Source organism: Pseudodonghicola flavimaris (assembly GCF_030164425.1).
GTDB lineage: Bacteria > Pseudomonadota > Alphaproteobacteria > Rhodobacterales > Rhodobacteraceae > Pseudodonghicola > Pseudodonghicola flavimaris.
This window is the reverse complement of sequence record NZ_JASNJD010000004.1, coordinates 40,286-63,219: the sequence shown is the minus strand read 5'-3', so window position 1 is coordinate 63,219 and position 22,934 is coordinate 40,286. Positions and strand designations below refer to the sequence as shown.

The window sequence follows — 22,934 nt, the reverse complement described above, 5'->3', positions numbered from 1 at the left end:
TTGCGCCGCCTCCGTAGAGCCGGCGGATGACCGTGAAATGACGTTTGCGTAACAGTCCCGTGCCGGCCCGGTGAAATCGTCACACTGCCGGGCCGCCCGCGCAGAAAACCGTTTCAGAACAGGCCGCTCAGAACAGGCGGCCCGGGTTCATGATGCCCTTGGGGTCGAGCGCCCGGCGCAGCGTGCGGCTCAGCGCCTGCTCGGCCTCAGAGCGCAGCTTCGGCACGTAATCCACCTTGAAGGCGCCGATCCCATGCTCGGCCGAGATGGTGCCGCCGGCGTCCAGCACCGTGGTGATCACCGCATCGACGATCAGCGCCTCGCACTCCGGCCCGATCTCGGACCCGGAGGATCTGACCACCCCCAGGTGCAGGTTCATGTCGCCCAGATGGCCGAGCCAGAGGCAGCGCAGCTGATGCGAGGCCGCCGCCAGCCGGTCGTTCAGCCGGGCGACCACCGCATCGCCGATCTCGGGATGCAGGCTGATGTCGAAATTGACGATCGAGGAGAACGCCTGGTTGAGCCCCTCGTTGGCACTGCGCAGCGCCCAGAATTCCTCGGTCTGGCGCAGGCTCTGCGAAATCGCCCCGTCCAGCACCAGTTCCTTCTCGAAGAGATATTCCAGCGCCGTCTGCAGGTCACCCCTCAGGCCGGCCTCTTCCTGGCCCTCGGCCTCGATCAGCAGGGTCAGACCATCGGCGCTGTCGGGCAGCGGATCGAACCCGCGGAACCCGCTGGCGAAATAATAGTAATCGGGCCACATCACCTCGCAGATCGACAGCCCCGGCAGCCGCAGGCTGAGCGCATCGAGCACCTGCTGCGCGCGGGCCAGGTTCTCCACCCGCAACAGCGCGGTGACCCGGGCCGGCTGCGCCGGATGCAGCCGCAGCACCGCGCCGGTGACCACCCCCAGGGTGCCCTCCGCACCGATGAAGAGCTGCTTCAGATCGTAGCCGGTGTTGTTCTTGAGAAACCCGTTCATCGCGCTGACCACGGTGCCGTCGGGCAGCACCGCCTCCAGCCCCAGAACGTTCTGCCGCATCATGCCATAGCGAAACGCGCGCATGCCACCGGCATTGGTGGCGATCATGCCGCCGATCTCGCAGGAGCCCCGCGATCCGATGTCCACCGCGAACAGCAGCCCCTGCGCCTCGGCCGCCTGCTGCACCTGTTCCAGCGTCACCCCGGCCTGCACCCGGGCCACCCGCCCCTGGCCGTCGATCTCGGGCGCGCCGTTCATCCGGTCGAGGCAGATCACCACGCCATCCGCCAGCGGCTGTGCGCCACCCGCCAGCCCGGTGCGCCCGCCCTGAGGCACCACCGGCAGGCCATGTTCGTTGCAGATTTCCAGGGTTCTGGACACTTCTTCCACCGACCGCGGCCGCACCACGGCCAAGGGCGTTACCGGGCAGCGGCTGGCCCAATCCTTCAGATAGGCCGGATTTGCGGTTTCCCCAGGTTCCACCACCTGTGCGCCCAATGCGGAAAGAAGAACATCCAGTGTCATTCAAACGCCCCAAACTTAGCGGCCGGACCGGCCCCGGGTTCAGCAAACGTCAAACCCACGGTCGGTGCAAGGCCTAGCATGCCGGTGTCTTCCCCCCCCCGCTTTGGCGCCCGCTGGCCGGCGGTTTGGCGCCAAACGAAAGATGACTCTCCGGTATTCAAATCAATGCCGGAGACCCTATTGCGCGCAATCCCCTAACGCCAGACTGACCCTAGGGAAGTCCGCGCCGCGACCCCGGCCTGCTGTGGCACATCGCACAGTCGCTTCCTATTCACGGCTGAGCGCCACCACCGGATCGAGCTGCGCGGCAGAACGGGCCGGTAGGAACCCGAAGGTGACCCCGATCAGCGTCGAAGACAGGAAGGCCACCACGATCGCCGTGGTCGAGAAGGTCAGCCGCACCTCGTCGCTGAGGGTTTCGACCAGTGCGCCGCCGGTCAGCGCGCCGAGGATCCCGAGGATGCCGCCGACCAGACAGACCAGCACCGCCTCGATCAGAAACTGGCTGATGATATCCGACCGCCGCGCCCCGATGGCGATCCGCACCCCGATTTCCTTGGTCCGCTCGGTGACCGAGACCAGCATGATGTTCATCACCCCGATGCCGCCGACGATCAGCGAGATCACCGCGATCATCGCCACCAGCAGGGTCAGCGTCTGGGTGGTCGAGGTGATGGTCTCGCGGATGGTGTCGCTGTTGGAGAGGAAGAAATCCTTGGTGCCGTGCCGTTCCAGCATCAGCGCCGAGATCTCGGCCTGGGCCGCGTCCATCTCGTAATCGTCGGTCACCCGAACCTCGATGCTGTCGACGAAATTCTGCCCCGAGACCCGCGACATCGCGGTGGTATAGGGGATCCAGACATTCAGCGACGACGGCCCGAAGGTGGCCCCGGTGGAGCGCACCACCCCGATCACCCGTACCGGCACCCGACCCAGCAGCAGCACCTGACCGATCGGATCGGCGCCCGCCTCGAAGAAGGTGTCGCGGGTGTCCTCGTCGATCACCGCCACCTGCGCCAGCGCGGTGACATCCTCCGGCCCGAAGACATCGCCATCGACGGCGACATAGGAATGCACCTCGAAGTAATCCCCGCTCACCCCCTTGATCGCCGCGCTGGCCTCCTCGTTGCGATAGATCACCGAGGCGGTGGAGGAGACCGCCGGCGACACGCTGGCGGCGTAGTCCTGCAGCGCCAGCATGTCGGCATCCGACGGCAGCAGCGTCTCGATCCGCTCGGCATCGCGCGCGCCGAAGCCGGAGCCCGCCCGCAACGTGATCGTGTTGGTGCCGAGCGAGCTGATGTTGTCCAGCACCTTCTCCTGCGTGCCGGTCCCCAGCGCCACAACCAGCACCACCGAAGCGATGCCGATGATGATCCCCAGCATGGTGAGGAAACTGCGCACCCGATGCGCCAGCATCGCGGTCAACGCCATCGAGAACGCCTCGCGCAGGCGGCGAAGCACCGCCCCCGGGCGCAGCGGCAGGTCCGGCCGGACCTGCGGCGCCGCGGGCTCTGCCGCCGCACCGTCCCGGTCGCCCTGCCGGGTGTCGGAGATCACCCGGCCATCGCTGACCTCGATGATGCGGTGGGCATGGGCGGCGACCTCGGGATCGTGGGTCACCATCACGATGGTATGGCCGCGCGCGTTCAGATCCAGCAGCAGGTCGATCAGCTCGGCGCTGCTCTTGGTGTCGAGCGCGCCGGTCGGCTCGTCGGCCAGGATCACCTCGCCGCCGTTCATCAGCGCCCGGGCGACCGAGACCCGCTGCTGCTGGCCGCCGGACAGCTCGCTGGGCTTGTGATCCAGCCGGCTTTCCAGCCCCAGCTGGCCCAGAAGCTGTGCGGCCCGGACCCGGCGCGGGCCGCGGCCCTCGCCGGTGTAGATCGCCGGCACCTCGACATTGCCGACCGCATCGAGATCGGGCAGCAGTTGATAGCGCTGGAAGATGAACCCGAAATGCTCGCGCCGCAGCCGGGCCAGCTCGTCATGCTCCAGCGTGCTCACATCCCTGCCCGCGAAGCGATAGCTGCCCGCGGTTGCCCGGTCGAGACAACCGAGAATATTCATCAGCGTCGACTTGCCGGACCCGGAGGCCCCGACGATCGCCACCATCTCGCCGGGGTAGATGTCGATATCGACGTCGCGCAGGACCGTGATGGTCTCGTCGCCGGCCTGGAAACTGCGGGTGATCCCGCGGGCTGAAATCAATGGCTCCGTCATCTCAGAACCCCATCGGCGGACCCATGCGCCCGCCGGAGCTGCTGGCCGCCGCCACCGCCGTGCCGGTCACCACCAGATCGCCCTCGCTGAGCCCCGAGGTGATCTCCGCAGTCACCTTGTCGTTCAGCCCGACTTCGACCCGCTGCACCCGGCCTGTCTGCGTCTGCGGATCCCAGATTTCGACCGTATAGCCGCCCTCGCCGCGCCTGAGTGCCGCGGACGGCACCGTCAGGACATCGTCGGCCCGCGCCAGCACGATGGAGACCTGAGTGGTCATGCCGATGCGCAGCTTGTGGCCCGGGTTATCGACGTCGAGCAGCCCGTTGTAATAGATCGCCTCGTCGGTATTGATGGTGTCGCTGTCCTCGATCTCGGACGGCGCCGGTTCGACCGCGCGCACCACCGCCTCGAAGGCGGTTTCCGGCTCGCCCAGAATGGTGAAGCTCACCTCCTGGCCCGGCGCCACATGTACGACATCGGCCTCGGAGATCTCAGCCTTCACCACCATCTGATCCAGATTGGCGAGCTTGACGATGGTCGGGGCCGCCTGGGTGGCGTTCACGGTCTGGCCTTCCTCCACCACGATGGCCACCACGGTGCCGGAGATCGGGGCGGTGATCCGGGTCCGCTCCAGCGCGATCTTGGCGGTCGACACGGTGACCTCCGCGCTCGACTTCTCGGCCTCCAGCGCCTTCAGCTCGGCAGTATAGACCAGCACGTTCGCGGTGGCGCTCTCGATGGTTTCCTGGGTGGCGAATTCGCGCTCTCCCAGCGATTTCTGCCGGTTCAGCGTCAGCTCCGCCTGTTTCAGATTGGCCTGTTTGGCTGCGATCTGTGCCTCGATATTCGCCAGCGCCGCCTCTGCGGTCAGCACCGCGTTCTGCTGGTCCTGCGAATCGATCTCGGCGATCAGATCGCCCTTCGCGACCTCCTGCCCGAGGCTGACGGCCAGCGTCTCGATCTGGCCGGAGACGCGGGCGCCGACGCTGACCAGCTGCTTGGCCTCTATAGTACCGGAGGCCAGCACGGTTTCGGCCACCGACCCGCGCGTCGCCTGCGCGGTGACCGGTACGCTGGTATCTTCCTGCGTCCCGAACATCCACCAGCCCAGACCCGCCGCCACGATCACAACCAGAACGACGATCAAACGAAATGGCTTTTTCATATCTTTTCCGTGCCTGCCTAGCTTTGTCTTGCGTGTATCCGATGTCTTACACGCCCCCGCCCGGGGATTCCGTCGCCGACACTCGCAGCAAATGCCCCGGTCGGGGAGCGCCAAGACGCCGATGGCTGCGCTTTGCCGCGGGGGACTACCGCGAAAATCGCAATTTCCGACTTGATGTGTCAGGATTGGCCCACTAGAAAATCCGACACAAACAGTCAGAAAATCCGGGCCTTCAAGCCAGACGCCAGACGTTCCGGGATGCCATCAGGACCCCATCAGGAGCTTTGCGCATGCCCGCCTCCCCTGTCGCCGCCCCCGTTGCCTCTCCCGACGAGATCGTTGCCGCCCGCGCCGCCCGGCCCGAGTTGCGCGCCCGCGATCTGGCGGCCTCGCTCAATGTCTCCGAGGCCGCGCTGGTCGCGGCCAATGTCGGCACCACGGCAACCCGGATCGACGCTCATCCCGATCGGCTGATCCCGGCGGTGGAGACCATCGGCGAGGTCATGGCGCTGACCCGCAACGAAAGCGCGGTGCATGAATGCACCGGCCCCTATCAGGACTATCACCCCGGCGAACATGCCGCGATGGTGCTGGGCAAGGCCATCGACCTGCGGATCTTTCCCAAACACTGGTCCCGGGCCTTTGCCGTGGCGGAGGAGACCGACAAGGGTACCAAGCGCAGCCTGCAGGTGTTCGACGCCCATGGCGACGCGGTACACAAGGTGCACCTGAAACCCGCCTCGGACGTTGCCGCCTTCGAGGCCGCGGTGGCCGCGCTCGCCACCGGCGACAGCGACCGCAGCTATCCGACCACGCCGCGCCCGGCCCCTGAGGGCGCCCGCATCCGCGAAGACAATCTCGATATCCTGCGCAAGGAATGGGAGCGGATGACTGACACCCACCAGTTCCTGCGGCTGGTGTCCAAGCTGAAGATGAACCGGCTCGGCGCCTATCGCGCGGCGGGGGACCGGTTCGCCACCAGGCTCGATACCGGCGCCGTCTCCCTGATGCTGGAACGCGCCGCCGCCGACGCGGTGCCGCTGATGATCTTCGTCGGCAATGCCGGCTGCATCCAGATCTACAGCGGCCCGGTCCGGACCATCAAGCCGATGGGACCGTGGCAGAACGTGCTCGACCCGACCTTCAACCTGCACCTGCGCGCCGATCATATCGCCGAGGTCTGGCGGGTCTGGAAGCCGACCCAGCGCGGCCCGGCGATCTCGATCGAATGTTTCGACGCCGAGGGGCAGCTGATCCTGCAGAGCTTCGGGCTGCGCGATCCCGAGGCCGCCGGCGCCTGGGCCGGCCTGGCCGAAACCCTGCCCGCTGCCGGGGCCCCGGCATGATCGCCGGTCTCAGCCGCCGCCGCGCCATCGCCGCCGTTCTGGCGCTGGCCGTGCCCGTCGCGACCGCCCTGCCGCTCGCCGCTGACCCCGCCGGGCGGGTGGTGGGAGTCGGCGGATCGGTGACCGAGACGATCTATGCGCTCGGCGCCGGCGACCGGCTGGTCGCCCGCGACACCACCTCCACCTTTCCCGCGGCGGCAAACGAGCTGCCCGATGTCGGCTATATGCGGCGGCTCTCGCCCGAGGGCGTACTGTCTGTGGCCCCCGACCTGATCATCGCCGAAGAGGGCTCCGGCCCGCCGGAGACGATCCAGATCCTGGCGGAGGCCGATATCCCCTTCGTCGCCGTGCCGGCGGCGCTGGATGCCGCCGGGGTCGGTGCCAAGATTCGCGCTGTCGGGAGGGCGCTCGGCCTCGATGCCGAGGCCGCCGCCCTCGCCACCGAGATCGAGGCCCGCATCGCCGCCGTCCAGGCCCGGGCGGCCGGGGTCGAGACCCCGACCCGGGTGCTCTTCGTGCTGTCGGCGGCCGGCGGCCGGCTGATGGCCTCGGGTCAGGGCACCGCGGCGGATGCGATGATCCGGCTGGCCGGTGGCATCAACGCCGTGGAGGGCTTTCCCGGCTACAAGCAGCTGACCGACGAGGCGGTGCTGGCCGCCGCCCCCGACGTGATCCTGATGATGGACCGCGGCGCCGGCGGTACTCACGACAGCGCCGGCGTACTGGCCCACCCGGCGGTGGCGATCACCCCGGCCGGCCGCGACCGGCGGCTGATCCAGATGGACGGGCTCTATCTGCTGGGCTTCGGTCCGCGCACCGCCGAGGCGGTGGCCGACCTGCACCGGGCGCTCTATCCCGGGAAGGGCTGATCCGATGGTCGCACTGAGCGAACCCACCGCGCCCGTCGCCGGCGATCGCCGCGGCCGTGCCCGCCAGACCACCTGGGGGCTGGCGCTGCTGCTGCTGATCGCTGCCTGGGCCTCGCTGGCCACCGGTGCCGCGGGCGTGTCGCTGAGCGAGGCGCTCGGCCGGCTGATCTCCGGCGAGGGGCTCAGCCTGCAGGATCGCGTGGTGCTGGGCCAGATCCGCCTGCCCCGGCTGGTGACCGGGCTGCTGGTGGGGGCGGCGCTGGCGGTCTCCGGCGCGGTGATGCAGGGGCTGTTCCGCAACCCGCTGGCCGATCCCGGGCTGGTCGGCGTCGGCGCCGGCGCCGGGCTGGGAGCGGTCGCCGCCATCGTGCTGAGCGGCCTGCTGCCTGCCGGTCTGGCGGCGGCGACGGGAATGTACACGGTGCCGATCGCCGCCTTTGTCGGCGGCTGGGCGGCAACGCTGATCCTCTATCGTGTCTCGACCCGGGCCGGGCGCACCTCGGTCGCGACCATGCTGCTGGCCGGTATCGCGATGCAGGCGCTGGCCGGGGCGGCGACCGGGCTGCTGGTCTATGCCGCCGACGACAGCCAGCTGCGCGATCTGACCTTCTGGCAGCTCGGCTCCCTCGCCGGGGCGAGCTGGGCCAAGCTGGCGGTGGCCGCCCCGATCATCGCCATCGCCCTCTTGGGCACCTGGGGGCTGGCGCGCGGGCTGAACGGGCTGGCGCTGGGAGAGGCGACGGCCGCCCACATGGGCATTCCGGTGCAGCGGGTGAAGAACCTGTCGATCCTCTGCGTGGCGGCGGCGACCGGTGCGGCGGTGGCGGTCTCCGGCGGCATCGGCTTCATCGGCATCGTGGTGCCGCATCTGCTGCGGCTGGCCACCGGGCCAGATCACCGCAACCTGTTGCCCAATGCGGCGCTGCTGGGCGCCAGCTTGCTGGTCGGCGCCGATATCTTCGCCCGGCTGGTGCTGGCACCGGCGGAACTGCCGATCGGCATCGTCACCGCCCTGATCGGCGCGCCGGTGTTCCTGTGGATCCTGCTGCGCCGCCGCGGCCTTCTGGACATGTGAGGACCCGATGATCGATGCCCGCCAGATCGAGGTCAGCCTTGGCCGCCGCCGGGTGCTGAACCGGGTCGATTTCCAGGCCCGCGCCGGAGAGCTGACCGCCATCGTCGGCCCCAACGGCTCCGGCAAGACCACGCTGATCCGCGCCCTGACCAGTGAGATCGGCTTTACCGGCCAGCTGCGGATCAACGATCGCGATCCCGGCCAGCTGAAACCCTGGGTGCTGGCGCAGCTGCGCGGGGTGCTGGCGCAATCGGCTCAGCTGGCCTTTCCCTTCACCGTCTTCGAGGTGGTCCGCCTGGGCGCCGAGGCCGGTGGCCATGCCGGCCCGGAGGCCACAGCCCTGGCCCAGGCGGCGCTGGCCCGGGTCGATCTGGCCGGCTACGAGGGGCGACGCTATCAGGCGCTCTCGGGCGGCGAACAGCAGCGGGTACAGCTGGCCCGCGTGCTCTGCCAGGTCTGGGATGCGGTAACGCCGGAGGGGCCGCGCTGGCTGTTTCTGGACGAACCTGTCTCGGCGCTCGATATCGGCCATCAGCTGCAGGTGATGCGGCTCGCCCGCGACTATGCCCGCCAGGGCGGTGGCGTGGTGGCGGTGATGCACGACCTGAACCTGACGGCGATGTTCGCCGACCGTATCGTGCTGATGGAGGCCGGCGAGATCGCTGCCACCGGCCCGGTGACAGAGGTGCTGCGCGCCGACATCCTGTCGCGCGTCTACGGCTGCCGACTGAACGTGATGGGCGCAGGCGGCGACGCCGGGCTGCTGGTGGTGCCGGCGGCGGAGCCGGTGTAAGGCCGGCGCCGCGGAGGGGCCCGGCAGGACGACAGGACAGGCTCTCGGTCAAATGCCGGATCTTGCATTCCGCAGGCGTTCTACGGGATACGGCGGTCCGAAGACCCGCCGGGAGCGGGCCATTGAAAGCCGATAGCCACCATGCCTCAGACCGACCTCCTCAAGACCGATTGTTCGAAATGCGCGGCTCTGTGCTGCGTCGTGCTGGCCTTCGACAAGGGCAAGGATTTCGCGTTCAGCAAGAACCCGGGGGAACCATGCCGGAACCTCTCGGGGCACAGTTGCTCAATCCATGATACCCTGACGCAAGACGGTTTTCCGGGCTGCGTTGCCTATGATTGCCTCGGCGCCGGAAACCGCGTGGTCCAGGAGGTCTTCGCTGGTCGATCCTGGCGGAACGAACCCCGCCTGATGCGGGTGATGATGGAAGCTTTCTCAGGCATGCGGGAGGTCCACAAGCGCATCGACTTGCTGCGCGCGGCCGAGACCCTGCCGCTGGAGCCGCGCGACGAGCAGGCCCGCCAAGGCTTTCTGGCCCGCCTGGAGCAGAAGCGGTGGAGTGGCCCTGAACTCAATGACTTCGAGGTCGGTCTGGCGCTGGAGATCGACCTCTTCTTCCACGGGATCAGGGACCATCTGCCGGCCTCCTTCAGCGCCGGCCGCTGACCCTCCCGGTTGGCCCGGCGAAGATGCGCGGTTAGGCCCTGCGTCCGAAGCGCGCTCGCCGGCCTGGTGCCGCGGGGGAACCGCCCATTCGGGCCGGGAATCCCGGACTCGGGCTCACGTCCGGCAAAGCCCACCGTAAGAAACGGCTGCCGGGCCGGCCTCCCCTGCACCACGCCCCCGGAAAGCGCCCCCCGATGCAAAAGGGGCGACCCGCAGGCCGCCCCTCTGCCCGACAGCGAAGGCGTGGTTCAGCCGCGATAAAGCGTCTTCATCTCCAGCTGGCGGTGGAAGGTGTAGGAATAGCCGTCGATATCCTTCTGCATGCCGACCTCCAGCGCCGGGTGCCAGAGGATGATGATCGGGATATCCTCCTTGACCATCTCGATCATGCTCTTGACCTGTTCGTCGTAGACCGCCTTGTCGGCCTCGTAGCGCGAGGCCTTGACCAGGTCGCCGAAGGCCTCGTTCTGATACGATCCGAAGTTCCAGCGCGAGGTGCCGGTGTAGAAGACCCGGAAGAAGTAATCCGGGTCGGAGAGATAGGCGGTCGACCCCTCGAAGTAGAAGGGCACCTTCTTCTCCTGCAGCAGCGTACCAAGCTGGCCGGCAGGCACTTTTTCGATCTCCACTTCGATGCCGATACGGCCCAGCGCTTCCTGCACGAGGAGCGCCACCGGCTCGGCGATCGTCGCCAGCGACAGTTCATAGGAGAAAGTGGTCTTGAACCCCTCGGGGAAGCCCGCTTCGCTCAGCAGCGCCTTGGCCTTCTCCAGATCGGTATCATAGCCGCTCTGCTGCGGATAGGCGATGGTGTCGGGGCGCCCGGGCTTGCCGCCGTGCAGCGGCCGGCCACGACCGAACAGCGCCGTCTTGAACATGTCGTCATAGGGCAGCGCATAGGCGATGGCCTGACGCACCAGCTTGTTGTCGAATGGGGCCATCTGGCTGTTCATGCCGATGAAGTGGAAGCTGGAGGTCGGCACGCCCACCACCTTGATGGTGTCGTTCTCCAGCAGCGTCAGCACGTCCTTCGGCGGCAGGTCCTGCACGATGTCGGCATCGCCCCGGACCAGCGAGGCCACCCGCGTCTCCGCCGCCTGCACCGTCTGCCACAGGATGCGCTTGAAGCCGGGCAGCGGGCCGCTCTTCCAATCGTCGTTGCGGTCGAACAGCATACGTTCGCCGATCTCCGCCTTGGCGACCTTGAAGGCGCCGCCGCCGGCCGGATTGGCCTTGAGCCATTCCATCGCAAAGGGGTCCTCGGCGGTGGCATGCTGCTTGGCGAGCTTGGAGTTGACGATGATCGGATAGGTCAGCGCCAGGTTCGGCAGCGCGAAACGGTCGGGTTGCGGCAGGTCGATGCGGACGGTCAGATCGTCGACGATCACGAACTGATCCGGCGAGGTCATCGACCCGGTGCGGAACTGCGACGCGCCGATGGTGCTGGCGACAACGCGGTCAAGCGACCATTTGACGTCCTCGGCCATGACCGGGCTGCCATCGTGGAAGGTGGCATCCTTGCGCAGCCGGAAGGTGATGGATTTCTGATCTTCGGAAATCTCGTAGCTCTCGGCCAGTTGCGGCTGGATGTCGAAATAGTCGTAATAGCCGACCCCGCCTTCGGTCTCCTTGTAGCCGAAGGTCACCAGCCGGTCGTAGATGTTCCAGGTGACCTGGATCGACTGGCGGTTCACCCCGACCGAAAAAGTGTCATAGGAGTTCGCGGCGCCTTCGCTGAGAACCCGCAGGCTCTCGGCCCGCGATTGCGCATGTGCCCAGGAGCGGGGCAGCATCGTCGCCGCGCCCATGGCGGCGGCGGCGGTCAGAAACTGACGGCGTTTCATGGTTTCATTTCCCTTTCGTTGGACTTCGGGTGTGGTTCCGATCTCGCGGTGCTGCGAGGGATCCGATTCCGAAATTGCCCGACCGCAGACATGGTCTGATTTCGCGGCGGGGGCAAACCCCGGTTGGATCACTTTGCGTTTTTCTGGTTCTCCTCCGTTGCACCGCCGGAACCGGTGAACGCAGCCGGCGATCTCCGCCGCCGGCCGCAAGGATATGGCTCAGAACTTGACGGCGGCCCCGCCCTTCAGACCCAGCGCGGCGCGCGCCTCGTCCGGGGTGGCGACCTGCCCTTTGAGCGCCTCGATGACGCCGCCGATCATGGTGACCTGTTCGGCGTTCGATTCCGCCATGCGGCCCGGCCCGGCATAGAGACTGTCCTCCAGCCCGACGCGGACATTGCCGCCCATGGTGGCGGCCATGGTGGCCATGTTCATCTGGTGCCGCCCCCCGGCCAGCACCGACCATTCGTAGTTGCCCGGGCCGAACAGCCGGTCGGCGGTCTGCTTCATGAACATCAGGTTTTCCGGGCCCGGCCCGATACCGCCCAGCGTACCGACGATCAGCTGGATGAAGGGGACGCCCTGAACGAAGCCGCGGTCCATCATGTGCTTGAGATTATACAGATGGCCGACATCGTAGCATTCGAATTCGAACCGGGTGCCGCCCTCGCCCATCTTGGTCATGATGGTCTCGATATCGAGGAAGGTGTTGCGGAAGATCGCGCCCCGGCTGGCTTCGAGGTATTCCTCTTCCCAGTCGTATTTCCATTTCCCCATGTACTTGTCCTTCATCATGTATGAGCCGAAGTTCATCGACCCCATGTTGCAGGAACACAGTTCGGGAGAGGCGGTGAGCGGTGCGGCCAGACGATCCTCGATCGACATGAAGGTGGAACCGCCGGTGGTCATGTTCAGGATCGCGTCGGTCTCGGCCCGGATCGAGCGCAGGATATGCAGCCAGGTGTCGATATCGCCGGTGGGCTGGCGGGTTTCGGGATCGCGCGCATGCAGGTGCAGGATGGCGGCACCCGCCTTGGCGGCCCCGATCGCCTGTTCGATGATCGCATCGGGCGTCACCGGCAGATAGGGCGACATGGTCGGCGTATGGGTGCCGCCGGTAATGGCGCAGGTGATCACGGTGGGTTTGATTTTGGCCATATCGCTTACTCCGTATATTCCAGACCGCCGCAGATGCTCATCACCTGACCGCTGATCGGCCGGCCCGAGGGGCTGCACAGATACATCACCAGGTCGGCGATCTCTTCCGGCTCGACCATGGTTTTCATCGACACCGCGCGCAGGGCGATGGCCTCCATCTCCTCGTAGGAAATGCCACGGGTTTCCGCGCGCGAGGTGAAGACCCGCTTGATCCGGTCGCCTGCGACCACCCCCGGGGCGATGGCGTTGACGCGGATCTGATCGGGGCCGAGTTCCACCGACAGCGAGCGGGCCAGCGCGATCACCGCCGCCTTGGAAGCCGCATAGGGCGAGCGCAGCGGAAAGGCATATTTGCCGGCGACCGAGGCCATGCAGACGATGGAACCGCTCTCGTTCTGCTTGATGTGCGGGATCGCCGCCTTGGCCATGTAGAACTGGCCGTTGACGTTGATGTCGAAACAGCGCCGCCAGTCCGCGGAGTCGATATCCTGCACCGCCGCCGCCGGGCCGGCGATACCGGCATTGTTGACCAGGATATCGAGCCCGCCCATGTCGTCGACCGCCGCCTGGGTGAAGGCGATGCAGGCCGCCTCGTCCGACACGTCGCAGACCATGGTGCCGATGCCCGGCAGCGCGGCGGCGGTGGCCTCCAGGGCCTCGGTATCGACGTCGCAGACCCAGACCCGGGCGCCTTCGGCATGCATGGAACGCGCAATCTCCAGTCCAATGCCCGAGGCGCCGGCGGTGAGGATCACCCGTTGTCGTTTCCAGAATTCGTCGTGCTTGCGGGACATCTCTTTCGTCTTTCCAAGGTTAGATCGGTTGGATCGGTGGCGGGTCGAAGGCCGTCACCGGTTTCTGCGGGGTCGCGACCGGCTCGGCCAGAACCAGCGCGCTATGGGCGACCGGCCCCTGAGCGAGCTGCGACGTGCCGAGATCGCGGGTCAGGACATTGGGATTGCCATGCAGGTCGAGGGCGCCGATGCGGCCCGGCTCCTCCGGGTTGAACCAGGCGCCGGTGGCCAGCTGGACCACCCCCGGCGCGACATCGTCGGAGATCACCGCACCGGCCAGACAGGCGCCCCGGTCGTTGAAGAGCCGCACCAGCGCGCCGGCGGCAATACCGCGCGCGGCGGCATCGGCGGGGTTGAAGGCGGCAGGCTCCCGCCCGTCGATCTTGCTGGCCAGGCTGACGGCGCCATTGTCCATCTGCCCGTGCAGCCGGGTGACCGGCTGGTTCGAGATCAGATGCAGCGCCCCGACCGCCTTCGATGCCGCCCCCAGCCATTCGCCGGGCGGGAACCAGGCCGGATGCCCCGGGCAGTCGTCATAGCCGAAGCCGGCGACCGTCTCGGAAAAGATCTCGATCCGGCCGGAGGGGGTGTTCAGCGGATTGGCCCCGGGATCGGCACGGAAGGCCGCCAGCAGCGGTTCAGGCGCGCGCTCTGCCGCGAAGCGCGCCAGCCCCCGGTCCCAGAATGTCTCGAAATCGGGCAGTTCCACGCCGCGTGCCGCGGCGACCGTCCGCGACCCGTCATAGAGGTGGCGTACCCAGCCCATCTCGTCGCGGCCCTCGGTGAAGGCCTCCGCCAGCCCGAGATGGCCGGCGATCTGGCTGAGGATATCGTAATCGCTGCGCGCCGCACCGAAGGGCGCGCACAGACGATGCATGGCGACCAGATGCGGTTCGGCCTTGGCGATGCCCAGATCGTTGCGCTCCAGCGTCGTGGTGCAGGGCAGCACGATATCGGCATGCCGCGCGGTGGCGGTCCACCAGCTGTCCTGCACGATCACCGTTTCCGGCCGGCGCCAGGCGGCAATCAGCTTGTTCAGATCCTGCTGGTGATGGAACGGGTTGCCGCCGGCCCACCAGACCAGCCGGATATCGGGGTAACGGAGCGCCCGGCCGTCGTAGTTGAACGGTGCGCCCGGGTGCAGCAGCATATCGGCCAGCCGCGCCACCGGGATGAAGCTGTCCACCGGATTGCGGAACTGCGGCAGCGCCGGCCAACCCATAGCCGGATCGGTATTGCCGACCCGGTTGGAACAGCCGTAGCCAAAGCCGAAGCCACCGCCGGGCAGACCGATCTGCCCCAGCATCGCCGCCAGCGCCACCGCCGCCCAGATCGGCTGTTCGCCATGATCGGCGCGCTGCAGCGCCCAGGCGACCGAGATCATTGTGCGCGCCCCGGCCATCCGCCGGGCCAGCGCCCGGATATCCTCTGCCGCCACGCCGCAGAGCGGGGCCGCCCACTCCGGATCCCGGACGATCCCGTCCGCCGCCCCGGTCAGATAGGCGCGAAACCGGTCGAAGCCGGTGGTATAGCGGTCCAGAAAGGCATGATCCGCGCGCCCCTCGGTCTCCAGCACGAAGGCCAGCGCCAGCATCAGCGCGGTATCGCTGCCCGGTCGCACCGGCAGCCACTCTGCCGCGACCCGCGCAGCGATATCCGACTTCAGCGGGCTGATATTGACGAAGGCGACCCCGGCATCGCGGCAGCGATCCAGCCATTCCGGCACCAGGTGGCGCCCGACCCCGCCGGCGCTGACCTGGGTGTTCTTCTCCGGCAGGCCGCCGAAGGCCACGAACAGCTCACAGGCGTCATGGATCAGAGACCAGGGGGTGTGGTTATCGCCCATCCCGTCGGTCGAGCCGATGATATGCGGCAGCACCACCTCGGCCGCGGCGTGACTGTGGGTATTGACCGACCGGCTATAGCCCCCCGCCACGTTCAGAAACCGGTGCAGCTGGCTTTGCGCATGATGGAACCGCCCGGCGCTGGCCCAGCCGTAGGACCCGCCGAAGATGGCGCGGTTGCCGTGGGCGCCGCGAATACGGTCCAGTTCCGCCGCGACCAGCCGCGTGGCCCGGTCCCAGTCGACCGGCACGAAGGGCTCCGCCCCCCGCCCCGCGCGGGAGGCAGGGCCGCCCTCAAGATAGCCCGCCCGCACCATCGGCTGACCGATTCGGGCGCTGTCGCGCTGCGCCCCCAGCATGGATTGCCCCAGCGCCGAGGGCGCCGGATCGTCCGTCATCGGCCGCAATGCCGCCACCTCGCCCGCGGGGCCCGGTTCGGCGCGGTAACTGCCCCAATGGGCGAGGGTGTATCTGTCGGTCGGCATCGGTGGCTCCTGTCTCTCAGCGCAAGGTGGCGCGCCCGTCCGAGAGGACTGGCGCGTCTCTCTCTTTCGCATGAGCGGTGAAGGCCACGCCATCGCCGGTTTCCCAGAACTGGAAGACAAGGGTTTCGCCGGGGAAGAGCGGGCCGCTGAACCGCGCGGCAAATCCCGCCATCCGGGCCGGATCGCCACCGCAATACCGCTCCAGCACGGTCAGGCAGGCGATGCCGAAGGTGCAGGCGCCATGCAGAATCGGCCGGTCGAACCCGGCGGCCCGGGCGACCTCCGGCAGGCTGTGCAGCGGGTTGCGGTCCCCCATCAGCCGGAAGAACAGCGCCTGATCGGGGCGCGTCGGCACTTCGGCCGTGGCCTGCGGCGCCCCCTCGGGGGCGGGCAGACGCGGCGCCTCCTCTCCCCGGGAGCCGCCGAACCCGCCGGCGCCCCGTACGAAAAGATTGGAGGAGGAGGTGAAGATCACCGCGCCATCGCGGGCCACCTCGGTGCGGTGCCGGATGATCGCGGCCTTGCCCACGCCCTTGTCGGTCAGCCCGACGATACCGGCGGTCACATCGACCTCTCCCGCCGGGGCGAAGGGCGCGGCAAAGCTCAGCTCCAGCCCGCCATGGACGACCATCTCCAGATCGACCCCGGCCGCCTCCATCCACGAATCGTTGAAGGCCAGATTCTGCCCGAAGGAGGGCACCACGCGCTGCCCCTGTTCCTGCACCAGCCCCAGATCGGCACCGAGCCCGGCCCCCAGCGACAGCGCATAAAGCAGCGTATCGCGGTCGTCATAGCGGAGGTGGCGGTCGGGAATCTGCAGCCCCATGAGGCGGTCGGCATTCAACGGCATGAGCGTCTCCGGTACATCCTTGATGCCGTTACGATGCCATCGCAGTTTAAATATTGCAATAGAGTTCCACATTGTGAAACACATTGGCCGGAAGCAGCGAAATCGCTGCCCGCTTCGTCAGCACCGCGCGCCACCGCCCCGGGGCCCGCACAACCCCTCAAGGAGAGATCATGCGCAGCTCCGTCATCGTGGCGACCGCCCGAACCCCGATCGGAAAGGCCTATCGCGGCGCCCTCAACAACACGGCCGCCCCCAGCCTGGCCGGCCATGCCATCGCCGCCGCGCTGAGCCGCGCGGGACTGGCCGCCGACAGGGTGGAAGAGGTGGTGCTGGGCGCAGCCCTGCAACAGGGCAGCACCGGCTTCAACGTCGCCCGGCAAGCGGCGCTGGCCGCCGGCTGCCCGGTCAGCGTCGCCGCCCATACGCTGGACCGACAATGCGCCTCCGGCCTGACGGCGATCGCGGCGGCGGCACATGGCATCGCGCTGGAGGGCCAGCAGATGGTGGTGGCCGGCGGGGTCGAATCGATCTCGCTGGTGCAGAACGAGCACATGAACATGTATCGCAGCCGCGATCCCGGCCTGACCGCGACTCATCCGGCGCTCTATATGTCGATGCTTGAAACCGCCGAGATCGTGGCCAAGCGCTACGGCATCCCCCGTGCGGCGCAGGACGCGCTGGCGCTGAGCTCGCAACAGCGCACCGCCGCCGCCCAGGCGGAGGGCCGGCTGAGTGCCGAGATCTCCCCCATCGAGGCGACCAGGCGCGGCAAGGCGGCCGACGGCACCCCCACGGAAGAGCGGGTGACGCTGGCCCGGGACGAATGCAACCGCCCAGGCACCACGGCCGAGGGGCTGGCCGGGCTGCAGCCGGTCTTCGCCGACGGCCAGGTGATCGCCCGAGGCCAATGCGTCACCGCAGGCAACAGCAGCCAGCTCTCCGACGGGGCGGCGGCGCTGGTGCTGATGGAGGAAACCGCCGCCGAACGACAGGGGCTGTCCCCGCTCGGTGCCTTTCGCGGCATCGCGGTGGCGGGCTGCGAGCCCGACGAGATGGGCATCGGCCCGGTCTTCGCCATCCCCAAACTCCTGAAGGCGCATGGGCTGACCGTCGAGGACATCGACCTGTGGGAGCTGAACGAGGCCTTCGCCAGCCAGGTGCTCTATTGCCGCGACCGGCTGGGCCTCCCCGACGAGCGGCTGAACGTCGACGGCGGCGCCATTGCCATCGGCCACCCCTATGGCATGTCGGGAGCCCGGATGGCCGGCCATATCCTGCATGAGGGCAAACGGCGCGGTGCCAGATACGGCGTCGTCACCATGTGCATCGGCGGCGGCATGGGCGCCGCCGGCCTGTTCGAAATCTTCTGAGAGGCCAGAGAATGACCACACCCTCCCCCGTCTGCTGGACCCACTCCGACGGTCTGGCCGTGATCACCGTGGATCACCCGCCGCTGAACCTGCTGTCTGCCCCGGTGCGATCCGGGCTGGCCCGGGCGCTGGACCAGATCGCCGCGCACCCGGAGGTGACCGCCGCTGTGCTGCGCTGCGCCGGCCGGAGCTTTTTCTCCGGTGCCGATCTCTCCGAATTCGACCAGGCCATCGCCCAGCCGGACCTGCCCACGCTGGTGGCGCAGGTCGCCGATTTCCCGAAACCGCTGGTCGCGGCGCTGCATGGCACCGCGCTTGGCGGCGGCTTCGAACTGGCGCTGGCCTGCCCGGCGCGAATCGCCACCGTGAGCGCCCGCATGGGCCTGCCCGAAATCCGGCTGGGGCTGATCCCCGGCTGTGGCGGCATCGCTCGGCTGACCCGGCTGGCCGGGCCTGCCGTGGCGCTCGATCTGGTGAGCTCGGGACGCACCCTCGGCGCAGCGGAGGCGCAGTCCCTCGGTCTGCTCGATGCGGTGAGCGCGGGCGATCTTCTGACCGACGCGCGGACGCTGGCCCGGGAGCTGACGGCAGGCGCCCCCCCGCGCCCGGCCCCGGCGCCCGCCCCCGCCGATCTGTTCGACAGCTTCCGCGGCCGGACCGCCCGCAGGTTCCGCGGCCAGACCGCCCCGGCAGAGGTGCTCGCCTGCGTCGAACGCGCCACCGCGGTCCCACTGGCCGAAGCGCTCGCCGCCGAAACCGAGGCCTTTCACCGGCTGGAACAGGGCGCGCAATCGAAGGCCCTGCGCCATGTATTCTTTGCCGAGCGCGAGGCGCGCAGGCTGCCGGACCTGCCCGAGGGCACCCGGCCACTGCCGATCGCCTCTGTCGGCATCCTCGGCGCCGGCACCATGGGGCGCGGCATCGCCATGAGCTTCGCCAGTGCCGGCCTGCCGGTGACCCTGATCGACAAGACGCAAGACGGGATCGACCGCGCGACCGCAGCCATCGCCGGCACCTATGCGCGACAGGCCGGACGCGGCCAGATCACCGAAGCGGAGGCCGCCGCCCGCCGCGACCGGATCACCACTGGCACCGACATCGGCGCCCTGTCGCAGGTCGATCTGATCGTCGAGGCGGTCTTCGAGGTGATGGAAGTCAAGCAGCAGGTGTTCCGCCAGCTCGACGCGATTGCCCGACCCGGCGCGATCCTCGCCACCAATACCTCGTTTCTGGAAATCGGCCGGATCGCCGGCGTCACCTCCCGGCCCGGTCACGTGCTGGGGCTGCACTTCTTCTCTCCCGCCCATGTGATGAAACTGCTGGAGATCGTGCGCGGGGCGGAGACCGCGCCGGAGGTGCTGCTGACGGCGGTGGAGCTGGCGCGGCGCATCGGCAAGGTCGGCGTGGTGGTCGGCGACTGCCACGGCTTTGTCGGCAACCGCATGCTGGCCCGCCGTCAGGCCGCCGCCGGGGCGCTGATCCTGGAGGGCGCGACGCCTTGGCAGGTGGATCGGGTGCTCCATGACTTCGGGTTGCCGATGGGCCCCTTCGCGATGGCCGATCTGGCCGGGCTGGACCTCGGCTGGGACCGCGAGACCTCCTCGGGGGCCAGCATCGAAGAGTGCCTCTGCGAGGCCGGGCGATTCGGCCAGAAGACCAAAGCCGGCTATTACGACTACGACGAGACGGGTCAGGCGCTGCCCTCGGCACTGACAGACCGCCTGCTGGTCACGCTTTCCGCCCAAAAAGGCATCACCCGCCGGGAGATTTCAGACGCCGAGATCCTGGCCCGCTGTCTCGATCCGATGATCGAGGAAGGCCGCCGGATCCTGGCCGAGGGGGTCGCTGCCCGCGCCGGCGATATCGATACCATCTGGGTCAACGGCTATGGCTGGCCGGCCTGGACCGGCGGGCCGATGTACTGGGCCGATCATCGCGGCGGATAAATCCCGCCGCCGGACGCTCAGCGCGGCTCATACCCCAGCTGGGCGGAAAACAGGTCGGCCTGCTGACGCACGATCGCCTTGCAGGCCTCGAAGGTCTCCCCGTCCGCCCGCGCCGTGGGCAGCGTGATGCCGATGGTGCAATGCACCTTGCCGTCGCTGCCCAGGATCGGCGCCGAAACGCCGCTGACGCCCTCGTCGAATTCGTCGAAGGCGGTGGCGATCCCGGCCTCCCGCGCCGCCTCCACGTTGGCGCGCAGATCGGCCAGCCGCGTCAAGGTCTTCGGCGTGAATTGCTGCAACGGGCGTTTCAGCATTTGCAACCGCTCCTCGGTCTCCACCATCAGGAAGGCCTTGCCGAGCGAGGAACAATGGATCGGCGTACGCGATCCGATCTGCGACACCGTCTGGATCGCCTGGGACGAGGCCGCCCGGTCGACGATCACCACATCGTTGCCCTCGATGATCGCCAGGACAGCCGGTTCGTCGGTCTCCCGCGCGAGCGTATCCAGATAGGGCCGGGCCATGTTGCGGATATCCAGCCGCTGAAACGCACGCACGCCGATCTGCCACATCTTGGTGGTGATCATGTAGCGCCCGTTCGGCTCGTCCTGCTGCACATAGCCCAGGTTTCGCAGGGATTCGAGCATGCGATAGGCGGTGCTCTTGTTCATCTGCGCATCGCGCGACAATTCGGACAGCCTGACCGGCGCGTCATAGGTCGACAGCAATTCGAGCAGGCGCAGCGCCTTTCCCACAGTTCCCGACACCCAAGTCTCCTCAACAGCAACGGTCCGGTCCGGCCCGGAGCCCACATCAATCTCAGGGCGCAGACCGGTACCGGTCCTCGCCTATCAGACTCTTCCGGCGACTGAAATCCCATGCCGAAAATCGGAACAGGACCCAACGTCACGCCCCCCGGGGCCGGCAGAAAATTTCCACCGTCAGCTTGACAGAATTTCCAAAATAACGAAACCTCATTTCGAATATTAAAACGACAGATCAGATCGGCAGCCCCGGAACCGCCCGGCGGGGCGCCGCCTGGATCAGAAAGGAAGACCGGATGTCACTCTCCATCACCGAAGATCAACGCATGGTGGCCGAAGGCGTGCGCGCCTTTGTCGAGGCCGAGCTGCAGCCACATGAGAAGCTGGTCGAAGAGCTCGACAACGTGCCCGACGATCTGTTCGACGAGATCCGGCAAAAGGCGATCGCGGCGGGCTATTACGCCATCAACATGCCCGAGGAGATGGGCGGCGGCGGTCTGGGCCAATCGCTGCGCTGCATGGCCGAGATCGAGTTCGGCCGCACCAGCCGGGCCCTGCATGTGATCTGCAACCGCCCCGCCCCGATCCTCACGGCCTGTCAGGGCGACCAGATCGACACCTATCTGAAACCGGTGATCACCGGCGAACGCTGGGAATGCTTCGCCCTGACCGAGCCGGGCGCCGGATCGGACGCCCGCCAGATCGCCACCAGGGCGGTGCGCGACGGCGACGATTATGTCGTCAACGGCGAGAAGATCTTCATCACCATGGCGATGAAGGCGGATTTCATCATCCTCTTCGCGGTGACCGGCGTTGACGAGACCCCGAAGGGACCGCGGAAACGCATCACCGCCTTCCTGGTCGACAAGGACACCCCCGGCATCGCCGTCAGCCCGATCCATGTGGTCGGCAACCGCGGCATGAAATCCTGCGCCATCTCGTTCTCCGACGTGCGGGTGCCGGCCCGCAACATCCTGGGCGAGGAAGGCGGCGGCTTCCAGATCGCCAAGAACTGGATCTTCTCGGGCCGCATCATGCTGGCCGGCAATTGCATCGGCGTCGCCGAACGCGCCATGGGGATCGCGGCGCAATACGCCAATACCCGCAGGGCCTTCGGCAAGACCATCGGCGAATTCCAGGGCACGGCCTTCAAGCTGGCCGACATGGCGATGGAGATCCACGCCACCCGGCTGATGGTGCTGGACGGCGCCGCCAAGATGGAAGCCGGCACCATCACCCAGCGCGAGGCGTCTCAGGTCAACCTCTTCGGTTCCGAAATGGCCGGCCGGGTCACCGACAACGCGATGCAGATGCTGGGCGGCATGGGCGTCACCCGCGAATGGCCGATCGAACGCATGTGGCGCGACGTGCGGGTGGAGCGGATCTGGGAAGGCACCTCGGAAATCCACCGCGACATCATCTCGAAAGACGTGCTGCGGGAGTTCCCGGCATGAGCCAGCCATCCCGCATCAAGACGGAAGTCAAGGGCGAGGTGCTGGAGATCATCTTCGATCACCCGCCCGCCAATGCCTTCGACCAGCAGGCCAGCCGCGATCTGGACGCGGCGCTGACCCGGCTGAACGACGACCCCGCCCTCAGGGTGGGGATCGTCACCGCCACCGGCGACCGGATGTTTTCGGCCGGCTGGGATCTGAAGGCGGTGGCCGCCGGCGACGATGGCGAGGATTTCGGCCCGCATGGGTTTATGGGGCTGAACCGCCACGACATGCTGAAGCCGGTGATCTGCGCGATCAACGGGCTGGCGGTCGGCGGCGGTTTCGAATTCGCGCTGAACTGCCAGATCGTGCTGGCCGCGCCACATGTGGAATTCGCCCTGCCGGAGCTTGCCCGCGGTTTCATTCCCGAGGCCGGCGGTCTCTGGCGGGCGCATCGCAAGCTGCCCGGCAACATCGCCTCGGAACTATTGCTGACCGGCCGGCGCATGGGGGCGGAGGAGGCCAGGCACTACGGCTTCGTCAACCGCATCGTGCCGCGGGACGAGCTGATGACAGTGGCCCATGAGATCGCGGCAGAAATCGTCACCGGCGCACCGCTCGCCGTGGCGGCGTTGCTGGAGGCCACCCGCGAGGTCGAGATGCTGCAGGACAAGCAGGCCTTCGAGACGATCCTCGGCGGCCTGCCCGCGCGCGACCGCATGCGCGCCTCGGAGGACTTCAGCGAGGGCCCCCGCGCCTTTGCCGAGAAACGCGCGCCGCGCTGGAAAGGGAAATAACT

General features: G+C 67.8%; 18 protein-coding genes. 9 read left to right on the top strand and 9 right to left on the bottom strand.

Annotated elements, in window-relative coordinates; translation table 11 throughout:
• Window positions 1-127: 127 nt before the first annotated feature.
• The 3 genes from QO033_RS06575 to QO033_RS06565 all read right to left on the bottom strand — a co-directional run bounded on the left by QO033_RS06575 (window position 128) and on the right by QO033_RS06565 (window position 4,895).
• Window positions 128-1,507, bottom strand: a complete 1,380-nt coding sequence (locus tag QO033_RS06575) for an FAD-binding oxidoreductase (RefSeq protein WP_284480156.1) — start codon at window positions 1,505-1,507, stop codon at window positions 128-130.
• A gap of 267 nt (window positions 1,508-1,774) precedes the next feature.
• Window positions 1,775-3,730, bottom strand: a complete 1,956-nt coding sequence (locus QO033_RS06570; protein WP_284480155.1) for a MacB family efflux pump subunit — start codon at window positions 3,728-3,730, stop codon at window positions 1,775-1,777.
• 1 nt (window position 3,731) lies between these two features.
• Window positions 3,732-4,895, bottom strand: coding sequence for an efflux RND transporter periplasmic adaptor subunit (locus QO033_RS06565; RefSeq protein WP_284480154.1), 1,164 nt, complete (start codon window positions 4,893-4,895; stop codon window positions 3,732-3,734).
• 290 nt (window positions 4,896-5,185) lie between these two features.
• Between QO033_RS06565 and QO033_RS06560 the strand changes: the two genes are divergently transcribed.
• From QO033_RS06560 to QO033_RS06540, 5 genes are all read left to right on the top strand, one after another.
• Window positions 5,186-6,241: a hemin-degrading factor gene (locus QO033_RS06560; RefSeq protein WP_284480153.1), complete on the top strand. Its 1,056-nt coding sequence runs from the start codon at window positions 5,186-5,188 to the stop codon at window positions 6,239-6,241.
• Entirely contained in the window at window positions 6,238-7,110 is an 873-nt protein-coding gene (locus QO033_RS06555; protein ID WP_284480152.1) for a heme/hemin ABC transporter substrate-binding protein, read from the top strand. The genes QO033_RS06560 and QO033_RS06555 overlap by 4 nt, the downstream gene beginning before the upstream one ends.
• Before the next feature lie 4 nt (window positions 7,111-7,114).
• Entirely contained in the window at window positions 7,115-8,185 is a 1,071-nt protein-coding gene (locus tag QO033_RS06550; protein WP_284480151.1) for a FecCD family ABC transporter permease, read from the top strand.
• Between the two features lie 7 nt (window positions 8,186-8,192).
• Complete coding sequence (locus QO033_RS06545) at window positions 8,193-8,978, top strand: heme ABC transporter ATP-binding protein (RefSeq protein ID WP_284480150.1); 786 nt, start codon at window positions 8,193-8,195, stop codon at window positions 8,976-8,978.
• A 141-nt stretch (window positions 8,979-9,119) separates the two neighbouring features.
• Entirely contained in the window at window positions 9,120-9,644 is a 525-nt protein-coding gene (locus QO033_RS06540) for a 6,7-dimethyl-8-ribityllumazine synthase (RefSeq protein ID WP_284480149.1), read from the top strand.
• A gap of 248 nt (window positions 9,645-9,892) precedes the next feature.
• On the opposite strand, the gene QO033_RS06535 is transcribed toward QO033_RS06540, so the two are convergent.
• The 5 genes from QO033_RS06535 to QO033_RS06515 form a co-directional block, all read right to left on the bottom strand.
• Window positions 9,893-11,488 (bottom strand): ABC transporter substrate-binding protein, encoded by a 1,596-nt coding sequence (locus QO033_RS06535; protein ID WP_284480148.1) that lies wholly within the window; start codon window positions 11,486-11,488, stop codon window positions 9,893-9,895.
• 219 nt (window positions 11,489-11,707) lie between these two features.
• Window positions 11,708-12,646: a BKACE family enzyme gene (locus tag QO033_RS06530; protein ID WP_284480147.1), complete on the bottom strand. Its 939-nt coding sequence runs from the start codon at window positions 12,644-12,646 to the stop codon at window positions 11,708-11,710.
• 5 nt (window positions 12,647-12,651) lie between these two features.
• Window positions 12,652-13,440 (bottom strand): SDR family oxidoreductase, encoded by a 789-nt coding sequence (locus QO033_RS06525; RefSeq protein WP_284480146.1) that lies wholly within the window; start codon window positions 13,438-13,440, stop codon window positions 12,652-12,654.
• Between the two features lie 19 nt (window positions 13,441-13,459).
• Entirely contained in the window at window positions 13,460-15,769 is a 2,310-nt protein-coding gene (locus QO033_RS06520) for a molybdopterin-dependent oxidoreductase (RefSeq protein ID WP_284480145.1), read from the bottom strand.
• Between the two features lie 16 nt (window positions 15,770-15,785).
• Window positions 15,786-16,619 (bottom strand): MaoC family dehydratase, encoded by an 834-nt coding sequence (locus tag QO033_RS06515; RefSeq protein ID WP_284480144.1) that lies wholly within the window; start codon window positions 16,617-16,619, stop codon window positions 15,786-15,788.
• A gap of 170 nt (window positions 16,620-16,789) precedes the next feature.
• Here QO033_RS06515 and QO033_RS06510 point away from each other — a divergent pair, with 170 nt between their 5' ends.
• Window positions 16,790-17,989 (top strand): acetyl-CoA C-acyltransferase, encoded by a 1,200-nt coding sequence (locus QO033_RS06510; protein ID WP_284480143.1) that lies wholly within the window; start codon window positions 16,790-16,792, stop codon window positions 17,987-17,989.
• A gap of 11 nt (window positions 17,990-18,000) precedes the next feature.
• Window positions 18,001-19,935 carry a 3-hydroxyacyl-CoA dehydrogenase NAD-binding domain-containing protein gene (locus QO033_RS06505; RefSeq protein WP_284480142.1) on the top strand — a complete coding sequence of 645 codons (1,935 nt, stop codon included), beginning with the start codon at window positions 18,001-18,003 and terminating at the stop codon, window positions 19,933-19,935.
• Between the two features lie 17 nt (window positions 19,936-19,952).
• On the opposite strand, the gene QO033_RS06500 is transcribed toward QO033_RS06505, so the two are convergent.
• Window positions 19,953-20,702 (bottom strand): IclR family transcriptional regulator, encoded by a 750-nt coding sequence (locus QO033_RS06500; RefSeq protein WP_284480141.1) that lies wholly within the window; start codon window positions 20,700-20,702, stop codon window positions 19,953-19,955.
• A 293-nt stretch (window positions 20,703-20,995) separates the two neighbouring features.
• On the opposite strand from QO033_RS06500, the gene QO033_RS06495 reads away from it, so the two are divergent.
• Complete coding sequence (locus QO033_RS06495) at window positions 20,996-22,153, top strand: acyl-CoA dehydrogenase family protein (protein WP_284480140.1); 1,158 nt, start codon at window positions 20,996-20,998, stop codon at window positions 22,151-22,153.
• Window positions 22,150-22,932 carry an enoyl-CoA hydratase-related protein gene (locus QO033_RS06490; protein ID WP_284480139.1) on the top strand — a complete coding sequence of 261 codons (783 nt, stop codon included), beginning with the start codon at window positions 22,150-22,152 and terminating at the stop codon, window positions 22,930-22,932. Before QO033_RS06495 ends, QO033_RS06490 begins: the two co-directional genes overlap by 4 nt.
• Window positions 22,933-22,934 lie beyond the last annotated feature (2 nt).